The sequence below is a fragment of the Hyphomicrobiaceae bacterium genome, from assembly GCA_041397645.1.
Taxonomy (GTDB): domain Bacteria; phylum Pseudomonadota; class Alphaproteobacteria; order Rhizobiales; family Hyphomicrobiaceae; genus Hyphomicrobium_B.
This window is the reverse complement of the sequence record JAWKWE010000004.1, coordinates 1,400,046-1,424,343: the sequence shown is the minus strand read 5'-3', so window position 1 is coordinate 1,424,343 and position 24,298 is coordinate 1,400,046. Positions and strand designations below refer to the sequence as shown.

The 24,298-nt window shown below is 56.6% G+C and carries 20 protein-coding genes; 16 read left to right on the top strand and 4 right to left on the bottom strand.

Going from position 1 to position 24,298, the window contains the following annotated elements; genetic code table 11:
- The first annotated feature begins 1 nt into the window (after window position 1).
- The 9 genes from R3D51_06535 to R3D51_06495 all read left to right on the top strand — a co-directional run bounded on the left by R3D51_06535 (window position 2) and on the right by R3D51_06495 (window position 11,207).
- The gene (locus R3D51_06535) at window positions 2-1,450 is read left to right on the top strand and encodes a hypothetical protein (protein ID MEZ5899136.1); all 1,449 of its coding nucleotides are present in this window, start codon (window positions 2-4) and stop codon (window positions 1,448-1,450) included.
- On the top strand, window positions 1,425-2,660 hold the full coding sequence (locus R3D51_06530; protein MEZ5899135.1) for a glycosyltransferase family 4 protein: 1,236 nt from the start codon (window positions 1,425-1,427) through the stop codon (window positions 2,658-2,660). The genes R3D51_06535 and R3D51_06530 overlap by 26 nt, the downstream gene beginning before the upstream one ends.
- A gap of 95 nt (window positions 2,661-2,755) precedes the next feature.
- Window positions 2,756-3,883: a glycosyltransferase family 4 protein gene (locus R3D51_06525; protein ID MEZ5899134.1), complete on the top strand. Its 1,128-nt coding sequence runs from the start codon at window positions 2,756-2,758 to the stop codon at window positions 3,881-3,883.
- Window positions 3,883-5,034: a glycosyltransferase gene (locus R3D51_06520; protein ID MEZ5899133.1), complete on the top strand. Its 1,152-nt coding sequence runs from the start codon at window positions 3,883-3,885 to the stop codon at window positions 5,032-5,034. The genes R3D51_06525 and R3D51_06520 overlap by 1 nt, the downstream gene beginning before the upstream one ends.
- Complete coding sequence (locus tag R3D51_06515) at window positions 5,031-5,834, top strand: glycosyltransferase family 2 protein (GenBank protein ID MEZ5899132.1); 804 nt, start codon at window positions 5,031-5,033, stop codon at window positions 5,832-5,834. Before R3D51_06520 ends, R3D51_06515 begins: the two co-directional genes overlap by 4 nt.
- An 11-nt stretch (window positions 5,835-5,845) precedes the next feature.
- Window positions 5,846-7,852 carry an acyltransferase family protein gene (locus R3D51_06510; GenBank protein ID MEZ5899131.1) on the top strand — a complete coding sequence of 669 codons (2,007 nt, stop codon included), beginning with the start codon at window positions 5,846-5,848 and terminating at the stop codon, window positions 7,850-7,852.
- A gap of 21 nt (window positions 7,853-7,873) precedes the next feature.
- The gene (locus R3D51_06505; GenBank protein ID MEZ5899130.1) at window positions 7,874-8,713 is read left to right on the top strand and encodes a methyltransferase domain-containing protein; all 840 of its coding nucleotides are present in this window, start codon (window positions 7,874-7,876) and stop codon (window positions 8,711-8,713) included.
- 32 nt (window positions 8,714-8,745) lie between these two features.
- Window positions 8,746-10,014, top strand: a complete 1,269-nt coding sequence (locus tag R3D51_06500; GenBank protein MEZ5899129.1) for a hypothetical protein — start codon at window positions 8,746-8,748, stop codon at window positions 10,012-10,014.
- Window positions 10,011-11,207: an acyltransferase gene (locus tag R3D51_06495; GenBank protein MEZ5899128.1), complete on the top strand. Its 1,197-nt coding sequence runs from the start codon at window positions 10,011-10,013 to the stop codon at window positions 11,205-11,207. The genes R3D51_06500 and R3D51_06495 overlap by 4 nt, the downstream gene beginning before the upstream one ends.
- Before the next feature lie 12 nt (window positions 11,208-11,219).
- Here R3D51_06495 and R3D51_06490 read toward each other — a convergent pair whose 3' ends face one another.
- The 4 genes from R3D51_06490 to R3D51_06475 are packed head-to-tail and all read right to left on the bottom strand — an operon-like array spanning window position 11,220 to window position 15,099.
- Window positions 11,220-11,954 (bottom strand): hypothetical protein, encoded by a 735-nt coding sequence (locus R3D51_06490; protein ID MEZ5899127.1) that lies wholly within the window; start codon window positions 11,952-11,954, stop codon window positions 11,220-11,222.
- A gap of 17 nt (window positions 11,955-11,971) precedes the next feature.
- Window positions 11,972-13,957, bottom strand: coding sequence for a hypothetical protein (locus R3D51_06485; protein ID MEZ5899126.1), 1,986 nt, complete (start codon window positions 13,955-13,957; stop codon window positions 11,972-11,974).
- Window positions 13,954-14,301, bottom strand: coding sequence for a hypothetical protein (locus R3D51_06480; GenBank protein MEZ5899125.1), 348 nt, complete (start codon window positions 14,299-14,301; stop codon window positions 13,954-13,956). Before R3D51_06480 ends, R3D51_06485 begins: the two co-directional genes overlap by 4 nt.
- Window positions 14,302-14,313: 12 nt before the next feature.
- Window positions 14,314-15,099, bottom strand: a complete 786-nt coding sequence (locus R3D51_06475; GenBank protein MEZ5899124.1) for a DUF2793 domain-containing protein — start codon at window positions 15,097-15,099, stop codon at window positions 14,314-14,316.
- A gap of 124 nt (window positions 15,100-15,223) precedes the next feature.
- Here R3D51_06475 and R3D51_06470 point away from each other — a divergent pair, with 124 nt between their 5' ends.
- The 7 genes from R3D51_06470 to R3D51_06440 all read left to right on the top strand — a co-directional run bounded on the left by R3D51_06470 (window position 15,224) and on the right by R3D51_06440 (window position 24,131).
- Window positions 15,224-17,017, top strand: a complete 1,794-nt coding sequence (locus tag R3D51_06470) for a carbamoyltransferase C-terminal domain-containing protein (GenBank protein MEZ5899123.1) — start codon at window positions 15,224-15,226, stop codon at window positions 17,015-17,017.
- Entirely contained in the window at window positions 17,014-17,691 is a 678-nt protein-coding gene (locus tag R3D51_06465; protein ID MEZ5899122.1) for a YdcF family protein, read from the top strand. The genes R3D51_06470 and R3D51_06465 overlap by 4 nt, the downstream gene beginning before the upstream one ends.
- Window positions 17,688-19,343, top strand: a complete 1,656-nt coding sequence (locus R3D51_06460) for an ABC transporter ATP-binding protein (GenBank protein ID MEZ5899121.1) — start codon at window positions 17,688-17,690, stop codon at window positions 19,341-19,343. The genes R3D51_06465 and R3D51_06460 overlap by 4 nt, the downstream gene beginning before the upstream one ends.
- Window positions 19,336-20,433, top strand: a complete 1,098-nt coding sequence (locus R3D51_06455) for a nucleotidyltransferase family protein (protein ID MEZ5899120.1) — start codon at window positions 19,336-19,338, stop codon at window positions 20,431-20,433. The genes R3D51_06460 and R3D51_06455 overlap by 8 nt, the downstream gene beginning before the upstream one ends.
- Before the next feature lie 62 nt (window positions 20,434-20,495).
- Window positions 20,496-20,822, top strand: a complete 327-nt coding sequence (locus R3D51_06450; protein ID MEZ5899119.1) for a PqqD family protein — start codon at window positions 20,496-20,498, stop codon at window positions 20,820-20,822.
- Window positions 20,823-20,870: 48 nt separating this feature from the next.
- Complete coding sequence (locus tag R3D51_06445) at window positions 20,871-22,442, top strand: class I SAM-dependent methyltransferase (protein ID MEZ5899118.1); 1,572 nt, start codon at window positions 20,871-20,873, stop codon at window positions 22,440-22,442.
- 750 nt (window positions 22,443-23,192) lie between these two features.
- Complete coding sequence (locus R3D51_06440) at window positions 23,193-24,131, top strand: hypothetical protein (GenBank protein ID MEZ5899117.1); 939 nt, start codon at window positions 23,193-23,195, stop codon at window positions 24,129-24,131.
- Window positions 24,132-24,298: the final 167 nt, after the last annotated feature.

Genomic DNA, 24,298 nt, shown 5'->3' with positions numbered 1-24,298 from the left:
ATTGACGACTGAGATCATTCTTTTCCTGCTTATACTCGCAGCACCTCTAGCGTGGCTCACCTTGACGCGTCGCTGGCAGTTGGCGCTGTTTAGCGTCATGATCTTGATGATTTTTGAAGGGGCTATCAGGAAGTGGCTCCTGCCTGAATATCAAGCGCAGGTCTACCTGCTCAAGGATGTTCTTGTACTTATGGCATTCTACGGCTTTCTACGCTCGCCTACACCCTACGGAGCACACGAGCCGCTGATCAAAGGCCTCAGAACCGCGCTTGTGATCACTGCCATCTATTGCTTCTTTGAAATTGCGAACCCGTATAGCCCGTCGCCTGTCGTTGGCCTCGTCGGCTTCAAAAACTATATACTCTATTGCCTCATCATGTTCATGGTCCCCTACGCCTTTACGTCGCCGCAAGATGTTGAGCGCAAGATCAAGATTTACATGGCGTTGATGATACCGGTTGCGCTGCTCGGATTGTTCCAGTTCTTCTCTCCGCCTGACAGTTGGGTCAACACCTACGTCAACCGTGGAGAGGAGGTCCAATCCGTTGCGCGTATGGGCCAATCCGGTTCTTTCGCGCGAACGTCGGGTACTTTCTCTTACATCGGCGGCTTCGCAACTTTTGTATTCGCCGTCTTCTTCTTGTCGCTTTCGACGGTGATCGCAAACTATCGGAGCATGAAATCGAACTACATAGGGTTAGCCCTTCTGATCTCGTCCACTCTGGCAATGTTTACCACCGGGTCGCGCACGGTCGTTTTCGGGATCCTTGGATTTCTCCCGATCGTGCTGTTCCTTTGTATGCGTGCGCGATTGATTACTCCCCGAATTCTCGTCCAGCTCCTGTTCGTAACCGCCCTTGCGGCTGGATTGGCCAGTCTCTCCGCATCGGACGCCGTTAACGCGTTCACCTATCGCGCCAATAATTCCGATAGCTCAATCATGCGCGCGCTGACACCATTCACCGAAGCAATTCATGCATTCGGATCATCTCCACCATTTGGCCTGGGCATAGGCGTTACTCACGGATCCGCGGCATCATTGACCGGCGATCCCAACTACACTTGGCTCCACGGCAACATGCATGAAATGGAAACAGCGCGTGTTTTGCAAGAAGTTGGACTGATCGGATTCGTGCTCGTCTATGCGGTCCGGATCTACCTGTTCTTTCTTGCTGTCTCTATGACGCGCCGGCTTCAAACGCCCCTATTCAAGGCTCTGAGCGCAGCAATCGCCGCCTACTTCCTGATGCACATCTTCATGTTTGTGATCAACAATCCAACGGCCGCGCTCTTCTACTGGTTTAGCGCAGGTCTGCTATTTGCCATGTACCGGCTGGAACGCGAACCTAAACGCGGTGCCATACTAACACATCCGAACGTTGCACCAAATTCCTCGCGCCGCCATCCGGGATGGCAAGTCCAGCATGGCGCTGCTGGAAGGCGAAATTGAGTTTCGCGAGAGGAGCTCTAGTCCTGCCCGGTCGCGCATGAGCAATAATCGAAAGAAGCCCGCAGTTGTGGTTGCTCATCCGGGCGGGCAACACGCACATCATTTGGCCGCTGCACTTCAAGAGCGGGATATGTTGTCCCACTTTTTCCATGGGGGAACACTGCCTAAAGACGTCTTAGAATTAATCCCCCGTGCAAAGCGAACGCGCATAAACTGGTTCCAGCCGATCCGCAGACTGATCACCTACGGCATCCCTTCCGCGATTCATTCGCGCCTCTTTGCTGCCGTTTACGACCTCTTTGATCGAGATGTTACCAGGAGAATGAGTGGCCAAGATTATCTTGCCGTCGTCGGATACGAGACCGTGGCGCTTAATATGTTCGCTCACGCCCACCAACGGGGCGCCGCAGGCATTCTCGACGCAGCTAGCGTCCATCATTCCTCTCAAACTCGCCTTACAGCCTCTTCCAACACTCCAAGCATGGTTCGACGCAAAGATGCAGAATTAGCGCAGACGGACTTCATTCTGACATGCTCAACCCTGGCACGAGATAGTTATCGTGCATCGGGATTTTCCTTTTCCAAGATAGCCTGCGCAAACTTAGGAGTAGATAATTCAGCTTTTGCGCCGTCGGCTACGATGCACGAAGAACTGCCCATAAAGTTCTGCTCCGCAGGCAATCTGAGCCAGCTGAAGGGATTCGACGTAGTGGCCACCGCATCGCGGGTGCTGCAATCAATGGGTCTACGTTATGAACTGCGGATCGCAGGAAATTTGAGCACTTCAGATGCCACGATCGCGAAAGACCTTTCTGGCGCAGCCATACTGACCGGACGGATTTCACATTCAAAGATGCCAGATTTCTACCGTACATCTGACGTCTTCATCTTACCCTCACGCTTCGATTCCTTCGGCATGGTGGTGCTCGAAGCTATGGCGTGCGGTTTGCCGGTAATTGTTTCCGAGAACGTCGGCGCTAAAGACGTTGTCACTGAAGGCGTCAACGGCTGGATCATTCCCGCCAACGATGCACAAGCCTTAGCGAATCGCATGGCTTGGTGCATCGCAAATCCACAAGCCGTACGGTCCATGCAAACCGCGGCACGTGCCGCTGCAGAAGCACGAAGTTGGAGCGCATATCGGCAGGAAGTTGCTATTGCCGTGGAACTCTTCCTCGACGACTGGGAAAAGAGAAAACATTCGACCTAATGCTGGCAATCCTGACTACACATCCCATCCAGTATCAAGTTCCAATTTGGAAGGCTTTGGCCTCACGAGGACGCGTCCCATTCAAAGTCTATTTTATGAGCGATCAAGGACTAGCGGCACGATACGATCCACAATTCGGCCGTAGCCTCGCCTGGGATATCGATCTGCTGTCGGGCTACAATCATGAGTTCGTGGACACGATTGAAGGCTCATCGCAGTCCAGCTTCCTCTGGTTGAGGCTACCCAGCGGATTTACGCGAAAAATCGTAGCCGATGGTGCCGACACACTCTGGATCCAGGGATGGCAAGTGGCCGCCTACTGGCAAGCAGTCCATCAAGCCAGGCAGCAGAATTTGCCCATCTGGCTAAGGGCCGAAACCAATCTTCGCAGCACATCTCACGGCTGGAAGCAAATGTTGAAAGCCCCGCTTTTGGCATGGCTCCTTAGTTCCGTAGATCGGTTCCTATGCATCGGCGAAGCCAATCGCGAATATTTCGTTTCACAAGGCATCAGCTCTGATCGATTGGCACGCGCGCCCTACTGCGTCGACAACGAGAGATTTTCCCAAGCTCACGATCACCTGATCAACCGGCGCCGTGAGTTGCGTCATCATTGGAACATTCCACCCGACGCCACGTGCTTGTTATTTGTAGGGAAACTCATTGAGAAAAAGCGTCCTCAAGATCTCATTGACGCCGCCAATCTGGTGATGGCTCGACGCCCAGAGCGGCCCGTCCATCTTCTCTTCGTTGGAACCGGAGAGTTTCTCGACAGTCTGCGCGCCAACAGCAGCGTGGTCTTTGATTTCGACGCCAATCTTTCTCGGAGACGAGACAACTATGTTTCGACATCGTTTGCTGGATTTCTAAATCAGTCAGAAATCAGCAAAGCATATACCGCCGCGGACTGCCTGGTGTTACCGAGCCAAGCAACCGAAACTTGGGGGTTGGTTGTGAACGAGGCCATGGCCAGTGGGCTACCAGCCATCGTAAGTGACGCATGTGGCTGCAGCGATGATCTCATTAAGCCTATCCGACCCGACCTATGTTTCCCGGTGGCAGATACAGCTGCACTGGCTCGTGCGATTGAATCATTTATTAGCCGACCGCAATCGGCCTCAGAGGTACAAAGCCTTATCAGCAACTACGACATCTTGCGCACGGTCGAGGCGGTGGAGAAACTCTACTTGTTGCAGCAGCCTGGACTCACCAAGCATAACTGATGCGCGTGCTGCATGTCGTGCCGAGCTACTATCCTGCTGTTCGCTATGGTGGACCCATCTACTCTGTGCATGGGTTGGCCAAGTCACTGGCGGAACGCGGTCACGACGTCAACGTCTTCACGACGAATGCGGATGGCGATGACGTCTTGGACGTACCATTGGGAACCGACGTCAATCTCGACAATGTCAACATTCGCTACTTCCCTTGCGGGATCGGGCGGCGCATCTTCCGTTCCCCCGCATTGGCTGCAACCTTGAAAGCGACGATCGCAACCGTCGACATTGTTCATCTCCACTCGGTATTTCTTTATCCAACGTTGGTAGCATCCCGCACGGCAGCAGCAGCCGGCGTACCCTATGTCCTTTCTCCCCGCGGTATGCTGGTCGAGGACCTCATCCAAAAAAAGAGCCGTCTTGCAAAGAGGATCTGGATCTCCCTCTTCGAACGGCGAACAATTGCGATGGCGTCCGCTATTCATTCCACAAGCGCGCACGAGACTGAAGAGCTCGAGAGGCTCGGCCTGGCGCTGCCGAAGATTATCGAAATACCCAATGGCATCGATCTTCCTGATACAGGGGCTCTGTCGGAACATCGGCGCAGCACAACCGAGCGACCTTACATCCTTTCACTCGGACGAATTAGTTGGAAAAAAGGGCTCAGCGAACTAATCCGCGCGATGGTTCATGTTCCGGATGCCGACCTAGTCATCGCGGGAAATGACGAGGAGAACTACACCGCAAAACTGCAAGCTCTCGTGCGTGATGTTGGAATCGAGGATCGCGTCAAATTCCATGGGCCCGTCCAAGGCCATGACAAGTGGCGTTTGCTTTCTCAAGCGACCCTTTTTGCCATGCCGTCCCAATCTGAAAACTTCGGAAATTCTGCACTCGAAGCGATGGCGTATGCGGTGCCGGTCGTCGTCAGTCCGGGCGTCGGATTGGCGGCCCACATCCAGCGCACCGTTTCGGGCGTCGTGGTGCCAAGCGACCCAGAAGAATTAGGGCGCGCTCTATGCGCCCTCATGCGCGATCCAACGCGCCGCGAGTTGATGGGCCAAGCCGGCCGGCACACCGCTGCGCAAGACTTTGCGTGGCGCGGCATCGCCGCCTCGTTTGAGGAACTCTACAGCGGAATTTGCGGCCCAAGATGATGCTCGACGCGATAACACCTGTCATCCTGACCTATAACGAGTCACCGAATATCGCGCGTACTCTCGGCCAACTTCAGTGGGCTCGCGAGGTCGTGGTTGTTGACAGCTTTAGCACAGATGACACCGTTGCGATTGCGACGACGTTTCCTAACGTAAGGGTTTTGACGCGCAAATTCGACAGTCACGCTGATCAGTGGAACTATGCGGCATTTGAAACCGGCATTACCTCTCCGTGGATCCTGGCACTCGATGCCGATTATTTCGTGCCCGACGAAGCAGTCAAAGAAATTTCAGCGATCGACCCGGACACAACATTCGACGGCTACACCGCTTCATTCCGCTACTGCGTTTGGGGTGATCCACTACGCGGCACGCTTTATCCTCCTGTGACCGTTCTCTTCCGTCGGGCAAAGGGCCACTTCTTCCAGGATGGACACACCCACAGACTTAAGCTCGATGGCAAAGCAGCCCCTCTCTCACACAAATTGTTGCACGATGATCGCAAGCCGATCTCACACTGGCTTTCCGCGCAGGACCGCTACATGAAGCTGGAGGCCGAAAATATCTGCGCAAAGCCATGGGACCTGCTCCCCTTGCCCGACAAGGTCCGTACGTTTCCTCTGATCGCACCGTTTGCGGTGTTTGGAAATTGCTACTTCTTGAAAGGCGGGATGCTCGATGGCAAAGCCGGCCTTTACTACGCGCTGCAGCGGATGCTAGCCGAGGCGTTGCTTGGCCTTCGAATTATCGAATCTCGCATCGGCAAATCTCGAAAAAGCCAATCACGTACCGGCGATTGACGAACTGACAGATGCGCCCGCAATCAAGATCCGTAGCGAACGTTTCAGGCGAGGCCGAGCCTTCATCGTACGTCGCCCAGATCGACGGTCTTCGCGCTATCGCAGTTCTCGCCGTTATCGGCTTTCATACGCACGTTCCGGGGATGACCGGCGGCTTCGTTGGCGTCGATGTCTTCTTCGTCATTTCCGGATTTCTGATCACCGGACTTTTGCTCAGAGAGCTTGAACGCGAGGGACGTCTCGATATACCGGGATTTTACGCAAGGCGCGTTCGCCGGCTGTTACCTGCGCTGGCAGTGGTTTTGATATTCACATTAGTCGCCGGAAGATTGTTCCTGACGCCTGTTGGCGAGCAACAAGGCCTTGCCGCGTCCGCCGTCGCAACGGCTACCTTTCTTGCCAACATCTTCTTTTGGCGCACTCAGACGGGTTATTTTGCCGGCTCTAGCGAAGAGCAGCCACTTCTTCATATGTGGACACTCGCGGTAGAGGAGCAGTTCTACCTCGTATGGCCGGTGGCGATGATTATGATTTGCGCGTTTGCGAAGCGCCGAAGCGCCACCCTAAGCTCGACGCTGTTGTGGGCGCTCGCGATAGGCACTTTTTTTTCGCTCACTGCATCAATCGTCGTGACCTATTGGCGACCGCCGGCGGCCTTCTATCTCACGCCCTTTCGCGCGTGGGAATTTGGTGCTGGCGCACTGCTCGGTTTGATGCCGCGCCGGCTCCATTTGGACTGGCTGAACCCCGTCATCCTCGCAGGCGGACTGCTTGCGATCTTCTTCGCCATCGCGACGTTCGGACCGACAACCGCGTTTCCCGGGTATGCCTGCATACTTCCAGTAAGCGGAACTGCAGGCATACTTTATGGACTCTCCGGGAGACAAAATCGGATCTCACAGTATCTTGCCGCTCGCCCGCTGGTCGCAATCGGCAAGCTTTCTTATGGATGGTACTTATGGCACTGGCCGCTGCTTGCAATTGCGCGCGCGGGCGCGCTTGGCCAAGACGACTTGAAGCGCGATCTTCTTCTTGTTCTCGTGGCTCTTGGACTTTCGCTCATCACCTACGTCAGCATCGAAGAACCTATACGCAGATATCATCCGTTTCCGTTTAATCACGCCGCGACCTCCATCGCGAGCGCATTTGCCATACTAGCCTTGATTACGATAGGAGCTCTTAGCCTCAACGCTAGCGCCGCATCACAACTTGCGGCATCTCCGCTGCTCCGCGCCGCCTATACTGCTCAGGAGCACGACTTCCCATACCCAGCAGAATGCAGTCATTTTGATTATCCATTTGCAGGGCTGCGACCTGTCGATGGCTGCCTGGTCGGCGCTGCCACAGGACCAATGATCATGCTTTGGGGGGATTCAAACGCTTTCCATCTCGTTCCTGCTTTCGCGGCCGCAGGAATCGCTAAAGGCCAGAAAGCTCTGCCAAGAGCTTCGGGAGATTGCCGCCCCTACACTTTCAACGCTGACGGCGCCTTGCCCGGCCAAAAGGACTTCGCTGCCAACTGCGCCGCGTTCAATTCCGCGGTCTTGGCGTCTCTTTCGACTTTGTATGCTCAGGGCGCGCGTGTCGTGGCGCTCGCTGCCCGTTGGTCCGTTCCAGCGCGTTATGAGCGCAGCATCGACCACTCAGCCCAGCTCGAAAAACTGGTGCGAACAATATCTGAAGCAGGATTTCGCGTAATCCTTATAGCCGATGTACCTGGCTATCCCTTTCTCGTTCCACACTGCGTGGCTCGCAAAGAACCTTCGGCCTGCACACGCAATCGGGTCGATGTTGACGTTGAGCGAGGGCCCGCACTAGACATGCTGAAGTCCGTCGCTCATCGCGTACCCGGCACGCGCATCTGGGATCCAATCGACGGCGTTTGCGGGGCAGATGTGTGCAGACCTTTGCGCAACGGCGTCGTTCTCGTGCGTGACACGCAACACCTGTCCGTTGCCGGAGCCGAAGGTTTGGCTAGAGAGCTAGAAGCGGTGCTGACGCCCGAAGGCAAATTCTGAAAGCTGAATCTACTAAGCCACATGATAGAATCTGTCGAAAGATACCCCATTTCACTGCGCCCTCAATTTTCGTCTGATTGGCCCGAAGATTGGAAGGACTCCTACCATTACGATCTAGTCGAGGTCTGGGACGACAAGAGCAACCCTGGCTATAGTTGGAGCTACCGCAATCGGCGTGCTGCAACTATCGAGTCTATTCTCGCAATTTGTTCGCCGCCAGCCCGTATCCTGGACTTGGCTGCAGCCAGTGGCAATTTCTCCATAGCGCTCGCGACCTTGGGATATGACGTAACGTGGAATGATCTTCGCGGGCACTTAATCGACTACGTGCGCCTTAAACTTCCTAGCAGCGTAGATGTTGCCTTTGTTGGGGGAAATATTTTTGATCTTGGCGAAGAGTACAGGCAGAAATTTGATGTTGTGTTGGCGACGGAGGTGATTGAACACGTCGCTCATCCAGATCAATTTCTTCGCAAATTGAGTACATTCGTTCGACCTAAGGGGCACGTGATCATAACCACCCCAAACGGCGCTTATTTTCTGAACAGACTCCCACGATTTTCCGATCACCCAGATCCATCGGCATTTGAACATGTCCAGTTCAAACCCAATTCAGATGGTCACATCTTCCTACTGTATGAAGATGAGGTACTCAGCCTTGCCCACAAAGCCGGCCTGACAGTTGAACATCTCGACCTGATCACCAACCCACTAACGTCAGGACATATCAAGCTACGCTATTTGCACCCCTTTATTCCGTCGCGGGCGTTGTGCGCAATTGAAGGAGGTAGCCGCCGTCTACCTCGCGCTTTACGAAGCCGACTCTCTAGCCACATCGTGGCTACGTTGAAACGATCGTGAGCGCGCGAGAGATCGCTCCGTTGAGATACTGGGTGAAAGCGATATTTGACTTTGCACTCGCCAAGGGGTTCGGTCAGGCGGCGGGCTTGCTGTCGGGCCTCATCTACGTTCGCGCAATGCCCGTCGAGCAATATGCACTGTTTGGTTTATGCATGACCGCGATCAGCATGATGTCCGTGGGTAGCGATCTTGGTATAACTGGTTCGCTCAGCTACTTTTGGCGCCGAGGTCTCCAGGAAAAGACCAACTTCGACACCAAACTCGCCTTAGTACGCCGTATCCGAGACATTTTATTCGTGCTGGCAGGCATTGCTGGCGCATTCATGCTGCTCAGCTCGGCACCTAAGGCCGGACATGTGTTTACTGTGGTCTCATTGTGCTTTGGCTTGGCCTTAGCGCAAACCTGGCTGCAGATGAATGTGTCCGTCTCCAGTCACGTTCTGCTCTTGGAAGGTCGACAACGAACGAGCTATATCGCTGAGGCGAGTGGCAGCGCGGTGCGCTTGGTGGCAGCCCTACTGATGCTGGTCAGTGGCGCTACTAGCGCAGTATTCGCGCTCATCGGCGGCCTCCTAGGCGCATCCGCGACAGCCGCTTACATAAAGCGGAATGAACGATCCTATTGGACGCAGGAACGTCCTTCTCCTCAGGATAGTGCCGATCTGCGCCGCTATTTTATCAGCGTCCTCCCGTCAGTTCTCGTCTTCACCTTCCGAGATCCCCTCGTAATGTGGCTAACTGCAACCCGCGCAGGAACGGTGGCCGTTGCCGATGTCTTCGCGCTCTCGCGTATCTCTCTGATTTTTGCAATCATTGGAAACTTTGCCACTATCGTCGTGGTCCCGCGACTCGCAACGATTACCGACGATCGGACTTTTGCCAAATCTCTAGCAGGCGCTTTGACTATCCAAGCCGGCATTTGTGCTATGCTTTTCGCGGTGACCTTGGCGGCTCCCCAACTCATCTTGCTATTGATCGGATCTAAATACGCCCATCTAACCGCTGAGGTTGTGATACTCGCCGCAACAGCGTCGGCATCGGTCTTGACATCATTCCTGGTTCTGTGCGCGCGCCTGAGAGGTTGGGTCGGACTTGATCCGCCACTGGCCGTGCTCCAGCTGGGTATCACTCTGGCCGCGTGCTTCAACTGGCCGTTCCAATCCACGGCAGACGTCCTCTATCTCAACCTTCTCCTTGCGGCCGTTGGCTTGGGACTATCTGTGCTGGTCATGCTCATCGGTTGGCGAGTTCCGCATCTTGTTGAAGGGCGCGGCCGTAGAGAAGCTGCAACACCGCAATGACAGGCGACACCCAACCGGCCAAGATCCAGCACGCTGCGCACCTCGACATGCTCCGAGGAATAGCTGCTCTTGCTGTCGTCGCCGGACATAGTAGGGGGTTCGCGCTCGTTGACTTTGCGACCTTACAGAACCCAGACCTTTCAACCAAGCTACTCTATTTCTGCACGAGCCTCGGCCATCAAGCCGTCATCGCCTTTTTTGCCCTTAGCGGTTTTCTCGTTGGCGGCCGGGCTCTGTCCGAAATCCTTGCAGGATGCTGGTCTCCCGCCCGATACTGCATTACGCGCCTTACCCGCCTGTGGACGGTCGTTCTGCCCGCTCTCGCCATTACGTTTCTCCTCGACACCCTCGGAAGACACTTGAACGGTGCGACTGGATATGATGGCGTATTTCATGACCTACTTTCGAGCGGACCATCCGCAGCTGCGCCTGCAGATACCTCATTGCTGACGCTGCTTGCCAATGTCTCTTTTCTACAAACGATTGTTGCACCGACCTATGGCACGAATAGTCCACTCTGGAGCTTGGCGAACGAGTTTTGGTACTACGCGATTGCGCCGCTCGCGTTTGTAGCGGCTTTTGGGAAGGGCTCTTCGCTTGCGCGATTAGTGTATCTTTCGACAACTATTTTACTGTGTGCCGTACTTCCCACGACATTGGTTGTTCTCGGAGGCATCTGGATGCTGGGTGCCCTCATGCACTGGACATCGCAAGTCGCTTCGCTTCAGAGAATATTTCGATTCCGCGCTTACCCGGCTTTAGCGCTCTCTACCGTGGTTGCAACAATCGTCGCCCCAAAGTGGGGAATCTTCGCCGTTGGCGATCTCACGGGTGACTTGGCACTCGGAGTTGCGTTCGCGCTCTTACTGCCCGGACTTGCCGCGGCGCCCGCTTCGAACGCAAACTACGTGCGCGCATCATCAGCGCTTTCCAACATCTCCTTCACACTCTATGCCACGCATTTTCCTCTTCTTGCCTTTCTTTGGTTCACCTTTCAGGCGCCAAACCAGTTTGCTCCCGGTCCTTATGGTCTCGCAGTCGTTATCGCCTATATCGCAGTTTCAGTCGCAATAGCTGCGTTGCTGTGGTGGATGTTCGAGCGGCACACGCACCGGATCCGCCAAGCCATATCGAGCCGTCTGTCATCGACGGTTCGCGAGTACAAAAGTTCGGCGAAAGGCCGAGCAGCTTAGATCATGATCCAATCAGATCGTAATACCTTTCGCGGCCATGATGCGCTTGATGGCCTTGTATGTGCTGGCGATCTCGGCGGATGTCAGTGCACGCTCGTAGACGGCAAACAAGCCGAGATCCGCATCCAGGTGTCGAAACCCACTTGCGGTCTCCCCAATGTCGACATAGCTCGTGGTAGCGCCCGGCTGAGCGGATGCGTAGAGCTGGGTAACGAGGGGTGATCCATCGGTCGAAATGGACACACCGTTTTGATCGCGAACGCCAATGACACATCGCCATACGCCGACGCCATTATCTCCGAACGTAACCTCGGGACGCTTCGACTGGAGGCCAAAGATCTTCACCACCTTTCCAGCCGTGGCGTCAAAACTATCGATCAGCGACATCGGGCTGGTGTTGTCGGTGGAAAGCCCAATGCCGTGACCGAAAATATTCTGGCCATTTGAGGGCGCGGAGAGCTTCTTGTAAACGGTGATGATCGTCTCGTTGGGCCCTGTAACCGCGATGCCGGTGCTGAGACGTTGCGCGTTCGCAGACCGAAATTGCAAAACGCCGCTGCTGAAGGGTGGCGTAAGCGAGCCGTTCAACAAAGATAGATGATTTCCGTTACCACTGGCATCCGTAAGGCCGTTTGCGCCATCGATCAGATAGAGGCCCTTCAGATTTTGCTTCGAAACGTAACCGATGTCTCCAAGCGTCGGCAAAGATGTATCGCCAGCCGTCGGCAGCTTGAGAATATAGCCCATGATCTTTGCTTTACTCCTTAGACACTGATCGGAATTTGAAACCGTACAAGCCAGTTCCACAGAGGATAGGTTTGGTCGGTGTATGCGGCCACGCTGTCGTCGCTGTCATGGATGTTGCCGCGGACCGCATGCGTTCCAAGGCCATCGAAATTCCCGACGCCGCCGTTCGTCGGATCGTCACGCCAGGCGTACTCCACCACCGGCGAAGCGCCCGGCGTAGCGGCGAGAGCCAGCCTCACGGTATCACCATTGACCAGCGCAACGCTGGAAACCGCCACCTCTCCGCCGGCATCGAATACCCGGAACCCATAGTTGGCCGCCGCGGGGATTGTGCTGGTGTCGATCACGACAGGCGGTCGCGGGACATGGAGCTTTACGGTTACGACGTTCCCGGCACGCAGCTTGGCCGAGATGGGATAAAGCGGTTTCCAAACCTTGCCCATGTAGGCTGTTTGATAGCAGACTTTTCCAAGCATCTGGCCAAGCCAGCGATAGCCCGCTGGCGTCAGATGCAAGGCTCCCGCGTAGGGGAATGGATAAAGCGGACAGGCGAGCAGACACTCCGCGTCCTCCTGCCAGGCGTGCCATTGAGCTTCTGCGACCTTCGGAATTCCCGCATCGTTCGAGCCTGCAAGCTGCGTGTAGATCAACGGAAATCGGTTAGGCTGCTTGGTGATCGCGAGCACCTGCGCATTGTAGGCATCCTTAATTGCAAAAAGGTCGGACTTGTAGTTGGTATCCGACACATCGCTCTCGCCGTGGATCCACGTGAGATAAGGAACTTGCGCGCACTGTCCGGCCGCTGCGGCGATGGCCACAATGTCACCAACCGCCGTCATGTGATCGGCGAAGTGATCCGGCGTAGATCCCGGCTGCATCTGCTCGATCTCGGCCCCGCTTATCGCATTCGACGAGAACACTTGGATGTAATCGTCGTTTTCGAACACGGGAGTTGGCAGCACGTTTCGTCCGGAATCTCCTTTGAGTGCAAACTTGACTTGCTCCGTTGCCACAACACCGACGCCGTAACTCGATGTGCTGAGTGCACTCAGAGATGTCTCGCCTGCGTTCAACATGGAATCGCCGGCCGCATACACGATCGGTCCACTGCTTCCTGCCAAGGCGAGGCTCTGTCCGCTGTTGAGGTGAATGTTGTAGTCGGCCGCTTGATTGGCGGGCACGGCCGAGGCCTCAACACCATCGACGGCAAATCGCGCGTTGGCGACGTCTGCACCCGGCAACAGAACGCGCCCGTCGTCCAGGACGCAAAAACCCACTCTGTTATCGCTATGAACGATGCCGTAGGCGACACCCCACACCTGTTCTGTGGAGGATCCGGCAATCGTTATGTCGCCGAAGTTGGCGCTCACTGCATCGAGAGCCGGAAATCCTGCCGAACCGTCGCTGGAGAATTTCAACAGCACGTTATCGTTGGCATCCACGATGGCAGCGAGTTCCATTCCATCGACGCGCAGCACATCGCTCGCTCCGATAACAGGAAATTCTACCGCTCCGATTTGGCCATTGACCGAAACGACAGCGCCGGTACCGGGCTCGCCACCGACAGGGCCGAGCGCCCAGTTTCCGTAGGTGCCCGATCCGTTGCTGAGCGTGACATTGATCGTCATGCTGCCAGACGCGAAAGCGGTTATGACGCCTTCCATCCAGACCGCTCCGCTGCTGAGGCGAATTGCATTTCCAGGCTGCCATGCCAGATCCGACTGAGTTACAATCGTTTTGGAGCCGGTACCAACGCTCAAAGAAGACGACGACGTGCCACCGTATCCATGCCCCGCCACACCCGCGATACCTTGCGCTCCTGTCGGCCCTGCCGGTCCCTGCACACCTTGAGGACCCACGACGCCCTGCGGGCCGATGGCACCCGTCTCACCCTGCACCCCCTGCGGACCAATCAGCTGAAGTTGAATATCGTCGGTGGCTGGAACGGCCAGAATAATCGGACTGACATCGACTGCCGCAATGCGGATGACTTCGCAGCTCATTGCGTTACTCCTTCGACCAGCGCCAACGTTCCAGTCCAGATTCGTCGCGTCGCGCTCCCCGTCGTCAGGACCATGTCGTGGCGATAGATGCCCTCAGGAAGCGTTGCCATCTGGCTTGCGGGAATGAGAAGTTCGAATTGCCCGTCGGACTCGCTGGTAATCACCACGTGCCCGTTCTGCGTGGAGGCTTCCAAACGCTCGGTTCCCGACAGATCGGCCAGCGCCATACGCAGCTGCGTCTGCGCGAGGCTGATTGGAGCGCCGTCCTGGTCGGTAAGCGCAAAGCCCTGCCGAAGATCTTCGTTGTTGGCCGCGTTGAAGGTCACGCGATAATGAGCGGACATTTGGACACTCCGTTACGAGACGATGGCGCGGTCGGTGACACGTCGCCAATTGGCTCCGTCACTGAAGGCAAGCACTGCCCCGCCTGCTTCATCAGGTACGAACACAACAGCGCCAGCGCCTCCGCTGGTCGCCGACGGCAGCGAAGCCTTGGCCACCGCGGGCAAGCGCGGAATGCCGGTTGCTGCTGGGATCACGATGGCTTCACGCCACGTCGCGCCATCGGCGGAGACCTTGAAATGGAAATTGTCGTCGCCTGTGGTGCCAATCTCCGCGCGACCGGAAAATCCCGTTTGGTAGAGCTGACTGGCCGTGGCGCCGCTAGTCGCCTTATTGAGCTTGATCTGGTGGCCCGCACCGGCGTGATTGAAGAGCGTGGCGTCGGAAGAGACCGCAAGACGATTGGTCGTATCGGCTGTCGCATTGACGCCAACAAGCGACACAGGATTGAGCGAGGCGACACTGGCCTGTTGCCAACTGCTTCCGTTCCACACAAAAAGCGCCGACTCATCGACAATCCACGCGCGCCATCCAATGCGAACCGGGTAGAACAGCCACGCTGCATCCTGATAGGCTGCAACGAGACCTTCCTGCCCCGACCACGCGCCCGTCGCGCCAGCGGCCACGATGAAACACTGTCCTTCAACGGGACTGACCGGAGGTGCGCTCAAGTCGCGGTCCTGCACAGTGAGCTGCACGATAGTATCGAGAGCGCGCAAGGCCTCGTTGTGCGTGACGTGCTTTTGAGCTTGCGCCGCCATGATGTAGGGCAGACCGAGGTTGGTCGTCGTATCGCTCATCGAGCCTCCAGGCAAATTCAGCCGAAACGGCTGCGTGCGTTGGAGGCCAATCTAGATCCAGCCGGGAGGGCGGGGATAACTTTGCCGGGGGCCGACTTGTCGGAACGAATCCAGAGACCGCTTGATGCTCATTCTTGGAATTAACGCTTATCACGGCGATGCTTCCGCGTGCCTCGTCCGCGATGGCGTCATCGTGGCAGCGGCAGAAGAAGAACGCTTTCGACGCATCAAGCATTGGGCCGGATTTCCATCGAAAGCTATACGGTATTGCATCGAAAGCGTCGCAGCCTCGCTGGCCGACGTCGAGCACATCGCCGTCAACTCTGATCCCAAGGCAAACTTCGGCCGCAAGGTCGCCTATGCGCTATTCCAGCGTCCCGACGTACGGCTCATCGCTGATCGGCTACGAAATCAAAGCAAACGCCACTCCATCGAGAGCGAGCTAACCGATGCTTTTCGCGGACAATCGTTCGACGGCAAAATACATCGCATAGAGCACCATCTCGCCCATATGGCGTCAGCCTTTCTCGTCTCGCCTTTTCGTGACGCAAGCGTCGTGTCGGTGGACGGGTTTGGAGACTTTTCCAGTGCAGCCTGGGGGAGGGGAAGCGAGACCTCGATCTCGATTGACGGTCGCGTCTACTTTCCTCATTCGCTCGGCGTTTTCTATCAGGCACTCACCCAGTACCTTGGCTTTCCACACTATGGAGACGAGTACAAGGTCATGGGCCTTGCGCCCTATGGGGAACACGTTCACCTCGACAAGATGCGCAGGATCGTTTTGCTGAAGGACAACGGATCGTTTGCTCTCGACACACGCTATTTCCGTCATCACCGCGAAAAGATCTCCTACGAATGGTCAGGCGGAAGTCCATACGTCGAACGCTTGTTTTCAAGGGAGCTTGAGGAGCTTCTTGGACCCGCCCGCGCCTCAGACGAGCCACTTACCGAGAACCATCGCAATCTCGCCCGCTCCGTTCAGGCCATGTACGAGGAGGCATTCTTTCACCTCCTCACCCATCTGCACGCTCACCACAAGCTCGACGCCATCACGCTTGCTGGAGGCTGTGCGATGAACTCGGTCGCCAACGGCAAGATCATGCGTAAGTCGCCGTTCAAGCGTGTGTATGTGCAGTCGGCCGCAGGCGATGCCGGTGGCGCGATCGGCGCCGCGATACACGTCTGGCATTCACTGACAGGCGATAAGACCACGTTCAGTCCGCGGCGATCAGCTCTGGCGGCCGACTCTGGTCTGAAACATTCAGTGATGGACCACGCCTACCTTGGTCCTCAGGCCACCGGCGAGGATATCTCTGGCTTGCTCAAAGCGCGCGCAAGTGAGATTGCAGCGCAAGGATGCAGGGTCGCAAACATCGACGACGAAGCTAAACTTTGCGCGCATACTGCGCAGGCGATCGCCAATGGTGCTGTCGTCGGCTGGTTCCAAGGCCGGTTGGAATGGGGTCCGCGCGCACTCGGAAACCGCTCGATCATTTGCGATCCGCGCCGCGCAGACATGAAGAACATTCTCAATCTTAAGATCAAACGGCGCGAAAACTTCCGCCCCTTTGCCCCCTCGATTCAAAGAGAGCACACAGCAGCATGGTTCGAAGAAGATGCCGACGTGCCGTTCATGATGCAGGTGTTCCAGATCAGGGAAGAGAAGCGAGCGCTCATTCCCGCCGTTACGCACGTCGATGGATCTGGCCGACTGCAGACCGTGTATAAGCAGACCAACCCGCGCTATTGGGCAATGATCGAAGCTTTTCGCTCCATAACCGGCGTGCCGATGGTTCTCAACACCTCCTTCAACGAAAACGAACCAGTCGTATGCCAACCGCAGGAGGCGCTCGACTGCTTCTTGCGCACACGCATGGATCTACTCGTGCTTGGCGATTGGCTCGTCGAAAGAACATGACAATCATTCGAAAGCTTAACAAACGAGCGTTTGCGATTTTCGCAACTCTTCTTGCTTGCCTTGGGTCAGCGAGTGTCGCTTATCACTTGCTGTTGCCGCCACTGCTCATGGCCTTGAAACCGGAGATCGAACAGCGCTTCGCACGAACGCAGATCGATCAAGGAGATACGATTGCCGGGTTCATAGTGCCTGGCGGAGGCGACGAACGCATCCGCGGCGCGCTCGAACTAGCTCGCCGCTTCCCAGCTGCGCGCCTTATCCTTACGGGCGCGCGGTATGACGAAATCGCGCTGCTGAAAGAAGTGCCCGATCCGATTGGGCGCTTCATCTTAGAACCGGACGCCAGCACCACATATGAAAATGCGGTCTACTCAAAACGCATCGCGCAACCGAGATCCGGCGAGCGTTGGATTCTCGTGACAACGGCCCTGCACATGCCACGCGCCATGGGCGCATTTTCCGCGGCAGGTTTTCATGTCGAGCCCTGGCCCGTGCCGATGAGAGACATCCCGCGGCGCTACGTCGAGCCGATGGTCGCATACGAGGTTGCAGCACTCGCCTATTACCGGTTGACCGGCCGCTCGCCAGCGTTCTTTCCCGGACCCGATGATGTCGGCCTCAATTCCGATAGCGGTCGCAAAGTCGCGCACAGCTTGCGAAGCGCGGTGCAATGAACGTTCGAATGCTCATCGGCTTTGCAAAGCCCTACCGCGCGCCGTTGGCGTTGGCACTCGGGCTGATGCTCGCCAGCACTGCAATCACGCTCTCGATACCCTGGTTCGGCGGTGTCCTCGCTGGCGACGTCTTGAAATCCGCCTCTGCCAATCCGACCCGCATCGTCCTTGCACTACTCGCGTTGCTTGCTCTTCTTGCGGCGGTCAATGCCGCGCTTGCCATCGTCACCAACAGAACCGAGCAGCGCATCCTGGCCGACTTGAGCATGCGTATATATGACCATCTTCAGTCCTTACCGCTCACGTTTCATTACGCTCACCGACATGGCGATCTGCTCGCGCTGCTTACCTTTGAAGCCGGCCAGGTTTCGAGTTACATCACAGGCACCCTGCTTTCCGCGCTGCCGCTTTTCCTCACGATTGCGGGCGCCTATTTGATGTTGATCCGCATTGATCCCGTGCTGGCCATCGCTGTCGCCTTTCTTATGCCTGCCCTTATCATCGCTCTTAAGCTCATTGGCCGACGGATGCGCCCCATCTCGGCGCAGCTTCAGGATGCTTATGCGCAGGCAACAGCAACTGCCGAAGAAAATTTATCGATGCTAGCCGCCATCAAGGCCTTCGCGCGCGAGAAGTCTGAATCGGAACGCTACAACCGACAAGTCCGCAACGTGGAGAAGCTCGCTATCAAGCAACAGCAGCTTTATGCGCTACTGGAGCCGGCAACCCACTTCGCCACATCTTGCGCCGTCGTGCTCATCGTATGGTTCGCCAGTTCCCGGATCCAGCAAGGCAATCTGTCCCCGTCCGAGCTTGTGACTTTCCTCCTCTACGCTGCGGCTGCGGCACGGCCCCTAAGCGGACTTGCAAGCCTATACGGACAGACCCAGCGCACACGTGGTACGCTCCAACGCCTTGAGCACATTCTGGCGCAAATCCCCGAATCCGGCCCACGACGCAAAACCGATCTAGCGACACCCGCCGGCGCGATCAGCCTGAAAGACGTCAGCTTCGCCTATCCTGGCCGCGCGAATGCACTAACCGGCATATCGCTCGACATTGCGCCCGGTGAAACGATCGCATTGACCGGACACAACGGTTCGGGAAAGACTACGCTCGTGCATCTTATCATGGGGTTCTTTCAACCCCAGTTTGGTACCATCTCGATAGATGGCACCGATACCTCAACCGTAAGTCTGCATAGCCTTCGGAGCGCCATCGGCCTCGTGCCGCAGCAGCTTCAGCTCTTTAATGCGAGCGTGCGCGACAACATCGCTTTCGGCCGCGTCGACGCGTCTACTCACGAGATCGAGGCCGCCGCACGTTCAGCACAAGCGCACGACTTCATCCACGCGTTGCCCCAGGGATACGACACCATCATCGGTGATCGTGGCGTTCGCCTGTCCGGCGGACAGCGCCAGCGCATTGCTCTAGCGCGTGCGCTTATCAAAAATCCGCCAATCCTGATCTTGGATGAAGCAACAGCAATGTTCGATCCAGATGGCGAGGTCTCGTTCATTCAACAGGCCCACGATGTCTTGTCGCAACGTACCGTCATCCTGATTACACACCGGCCTGCAAGCCTGGCGCTCGCCAATCGCATCGTCACTATGGATAATGGACAAATCATTTCGGTGTGCGAGCATGACTGATGCCGCATCGAGCAAATATACGCCGCTCTCGTTGCACACGCTCGTGCGCCAGCGCCTGATGCTCCGTGCCGACGATCCGGACGCAACCGCGCAGGAACTCAGCGGTATACTTGTAAAACTGTGCAAAAGCGCAGACCCGCATACCGCTGTTGCCGTCTTCGCCGATGAGGGAGTGGCCTCTTTATGGGACGAACGCATCTCGCGCCCATCCTTCGACGCACCGGTTAGCGATGGTCTTCGTGCCACGTTCAAGGCGAAACGGTGGGAAGAAGCAGGTCGATATCTTGCCCAGCGCGCGGCCATTGCCGAGGTCGATAGTCTCTTTCAACAGGCCGGCATCACATACGCTGTCTTCAAGGGCACTCATGTTCGCGAGTTGGTGTGGCAAACACCAGCTTTGCGGAGCGCCAACGATATCGATATCCTTATTCCAGCAGCAAAGCGCAACGACGCAATATCCCTCCTTGAGAAAGCCGGCTTCACACTGCGCATCGATGAAAAAAACCTGACGCACGAAGTCACGCTCGTGCGTGCGCCAGTCACGATCGATCTTCATTGGGACATCATTCGTCCCGGGCGAGCGCGCTGCGATCTTGCAACGCCATTTCTAGAAGGTCGAAACAAAACGGCGGGGTTTTACGGCCTGAACAATGAAGCCGCGCTCATTGTCATGCTCGTGCATCCGGTGTTTGCCCGCTACGTGAACAACCTCTCCGCCTGCAACGTGAAAGACTTCGAGAAGCTGGTGCGCCAACAGCCCGTCGACTGGGATGCGGTCTATACGCTGCTGGACAAGGCAGGACTGAAGACAGCCGCATGGACGATGCTCACTTGGTACCGAATGGTTCTCGGAGAGAGCATGACTCCCACGTTGCCGATACTCGATGCGGTGAAGCCGGGACGGCTACGCCAGGCCTACCTGCGTCAATGGCTGCAGCAGGACCTTTCAGTTCGACTATGGAATATCCCGCTGCTAACACCTGTGGCCTTCACACTACCGGCCCACGACAGCTTAGCCGATGCCGTGCGCGCCGTGCGCGCGCGGTCAGAACTGGCGCTATCGGGAATTTCCGGCAACGCCGGTCCCTGAGACTTGCGTGGAGAACAGGTGCCGTTTACTGAAGCAGAGTGGGCGGTCGCCGATTGACCGGCATGGGCGCAAAAATGGCCGAGATTGATACGCTTGAGGATCACGTGATCACCCCTTCCACACGCATCAGAAAATCTGCCGATCAGGTTTCATGCGAATTAAACGGCGAAGTCGCGATCCTCAATCTCAAAAGCGCGCAATATTTTGGGCTTGATCCCGTCGGCGCGCACATCTGGGCCGCACTCGAAGGTGTCCAAGAGGTTGCCGCGCTCGTCTCTACAGTTGTAGCCGTCTATGATGTCGATGAGACGCAATGTACATCTGACATTATCGACCTCGTTACCAAGCTCAACGACGAGGGCCTGATCGAAATCGTGACCGATGTCTAGCTCACAAGCCACCAGCACGCGAGATCGACGCGCGCAGCGAGTCTTGACTTGACGGATTTCAACGACACACCGCAGCAGCAGCGCGATATCGATGGCTACACGATCGAGATGCGCTACCATTATCGCTATCTCAGCTATCTCTCTCCCGCTTGGCTGCGACTGGCTGTAACCGATTGCGGCGTCGCATTTCCAGAAACCCGTCCGCTGCGATACCTCGAACTGGGATATGGCACCGGCGTAGCGCTCAACGTCCACGCCGCAGCCGACCCTGGTGAGTACTGGGGCACCGATGCCAACCCGGAACATGCTGCCTATGCCAACCGATTGGCAGCTGCTTCCGGCGTACACTTGAGGGCGCTCGATCTGCCATTCTCACAACTTGTCGACCATCCCGACCTTCCGCAGTTCGACATCATTACCGCGCCCGGCATCTGGTCGTGGATCTCTCAGGAGAACCGCGCCGCAGTCGTGGAGATTTTGCAAAAGCATCTCGCTCCAGGCGGGATTTTTTTCCTCACCTACAACGCCATGCCGGGCATGGCCGCGGTCGTACCCCTGCAGCAATTGCTGCGCCTTCATGGAGATCTTGTCTCACCCAACGTCGGCGCCTACCAGCAATGGAATGCAGCAATGCGCTTCGCGTCCCGGCTCGGGCAATGTGACGATGGGGGATACTTCACCGAAACTCCCTTCGCACGGCACACCTTGAAAGACATCGAGTCGACCAATCCGCTATACAATATCCATGAGTACATGGGTCGGAACTGGCATCCTAGTTTCTTCAGCGATGTGGCCAGCTCACTTGAACCTTCAGGCCTGCGCTACGTCGGCAGCGCCCGCCTTATCGAGCACGCGTCCGACGAGAGTTTTTCCGAACCGGCAAGGGATCTCCTGCAGGAGATCGATGATCCCATCCTGCGTGAGACCACACGTGATTTTCTACTCAACAAGACGTTCCGAAGCGACATCTTCGCAAAAGGAATAGTGCGTCTTAGTCCGCAAACGCGCCGGGACAAGCTCGCCACGCAAAACTTCGCCCTCGTTCAGCCCGCCGAAGAGATTGATTTGACGGTTCCGGTCGAATTGAGCGGTCCGGCGTTGGCGATTGCTAAATCTCGACGCGTAGCCGCGCGCAGCGTACTTGCCGTCTTCGCTGAAGTCGCTGGTCCTCTCTGTGCGAAAGGGATTGCCAGTTCAATGGAACCTGCGGCGAATATCGACGATATAATTCGCGCGCTGCTGGACCTGTGCAGCCTGCGCATGCTGAAGCCTGTCACCACCTCGGTGAGTGCCGAAGCACGCAATGCCTGCGGGAAGTTCAACAGGTTTGTCGCGCAAGAGTGGCGAGAGGGGCGCGGCATCTATGCATTAGCCTCGCCCACGGCGGGCGCAGGCGTACACGTTTCCACGTGGCACCATGCGTTCGAGGCCGCCTGCGAGGAGGGTGCTTGCACTATTCCCGATCTGCTTGAAAGAGCAAAGCCGCTGTTAAGGATTCATGCCGATCTGAATGCGCCCGAAACGGGACGCGATGCCGTTGATGCCGTCAAAGCTCTGCGCGCCGCCGATCTATTTCTCAAATCCGGTGATATCTGGAAACGACTTGGCTTGCGCAACTAGGCCTGCGTCCTCAATCTGAAGATGATCCATATCCCGCCGTCTTGGCTGCCCCTCAAGCCAACGTTCAACGTCATATCCCGGAGGGTGCCGAATTTCGTTAGCTTCGGAACGTTATAGCGATGCTTTTGCCTTTTAGGCGTGGGCACGACGTCCTCCTCCAAGGTTATCACGACGCGCACAGACTAACCGATTCGTACAACGAGTTTTCCGATGACGGCCTATCCGCCGCAGCCATCGAATCAGGGTCAAGTGGGCGGCGCCAAGCTCAGACGTGGGTGCGCCTCATGCGCGCTCCGTCCCGGCTTCCCATATTACCCACCGTCAATGTCGCCTGCCGAAGCGTCCCGAGCCTTTTCAGCTGAGGGGGCTTATAGACTTGCTTTTTGCGTTGAGGCGCAGCCACGACGCCCGCCATCCCCTGAACCCTGCAGCATGAGCACACAGAGCTATCTGATTCGCTAGAACAGGAAACTGGGGAAATTCATAAATGGAATCAAACTATGCCAGAAGACACATGGGGCCGAAAACGAGATCGGATTCGCGTTATCCGCGCCCATGTCGCCGAAGGTCCGGCGCACTAAAGGACTGTTTGATGTTTCGGACCGCACTCATATACAACGCTTCATGCAAAGGCACTTCTAATCGTTCGATCTCAAGACCTATGCTGATGCTCCTACTATCTTCAATGCTCGACGCCTCGTTGTGGTATCACCACTTGCAGCGCCACGAAAAATTCGCCCAATCACGGTCATGAATTCCCAATTTCTCTACCGCGTCTACGGGGTGACCCTGGGTAGTGACATGGCGCTTTCTTTACCGACTGCACCGGCAGGCGCTGCCGCCTATTCACAACTCGACAGCGGCGACGCGACGGACTTCGAACGCATCCGAGATAGTTTGCCGCCACCAACCGACGAATGGGGCCAGGTCAGCGTTCTGGGCGATGGCTCAATCTACATGCGTTGGAACGACTGGCTGGAATTCGTCGTATCTCCCGACGGGCGTCGAATCTCCTACCACGCGCTCTGTCCAGGGCCGCCGCACGCGTTCGAAGCTTACCTTGCAAATTTCGCTGTTAGCGCAGCCATGATCCAGCACGGCGAGGAACCCTTGCACTCCACTGTGGTCGAGTGGAAAGGACGCGGCTTCGGATTAACTGGACCCAGTGGCGCTGGAAAGTCCTCCCTGGCAGCCCATCTTCTCACGCGAGGCTCACGTCTCGTTACAGACGACATGCTTCGCCTGACATTTGATGGATCCCAAGCATTCGCGCAGCCTGGTCCGCTGCGGCTCAAGCTCAATGCCGACACCGTACCGATCTACAGTGGCGCCCTTGCCTATCGCGGTGAATGGAGCCCGGACGCGGGCAAATTCCTGTTCGAGCCTGTCGATGCGACCGAACCTCACGAGGGCGTGCAAATTTCCGCTCTGTTTTGGCTTGAGAGACCGGGGCACGACGACGCGGCCGACAACACCATAACGCTAGAGCGCCTCTCTGGACTCGATCTCTTCGCCGTGATCTGCGCCTCCACTATGAACAGTCGTGTGCATACGCCTCAACGGCTCCAGCGTCAGATGGAATTTGCAAAGAAGATTGGTGACAGTCTTCCGGTCTACCGGCTGACATATCCGCGCCGCCATGATTTGCTCGACGAAGTGGTGCACAAAATTGAGAGCGCTTTACCGTGAACCCGTTGGTGCGCTTTGTTTGTCTCCCGGCCCCAGACCGTCGGCTATTTGCCCGGGCGTTAGCTACCATTGCGCAGTGCCAAGCGCGTTTGCGGATCCAGCAAACCGCTAACCTGAGGTCTTGGGCGAGTGCACCGGGTACGGGGGACACGGCAGCGGAGGCGTTG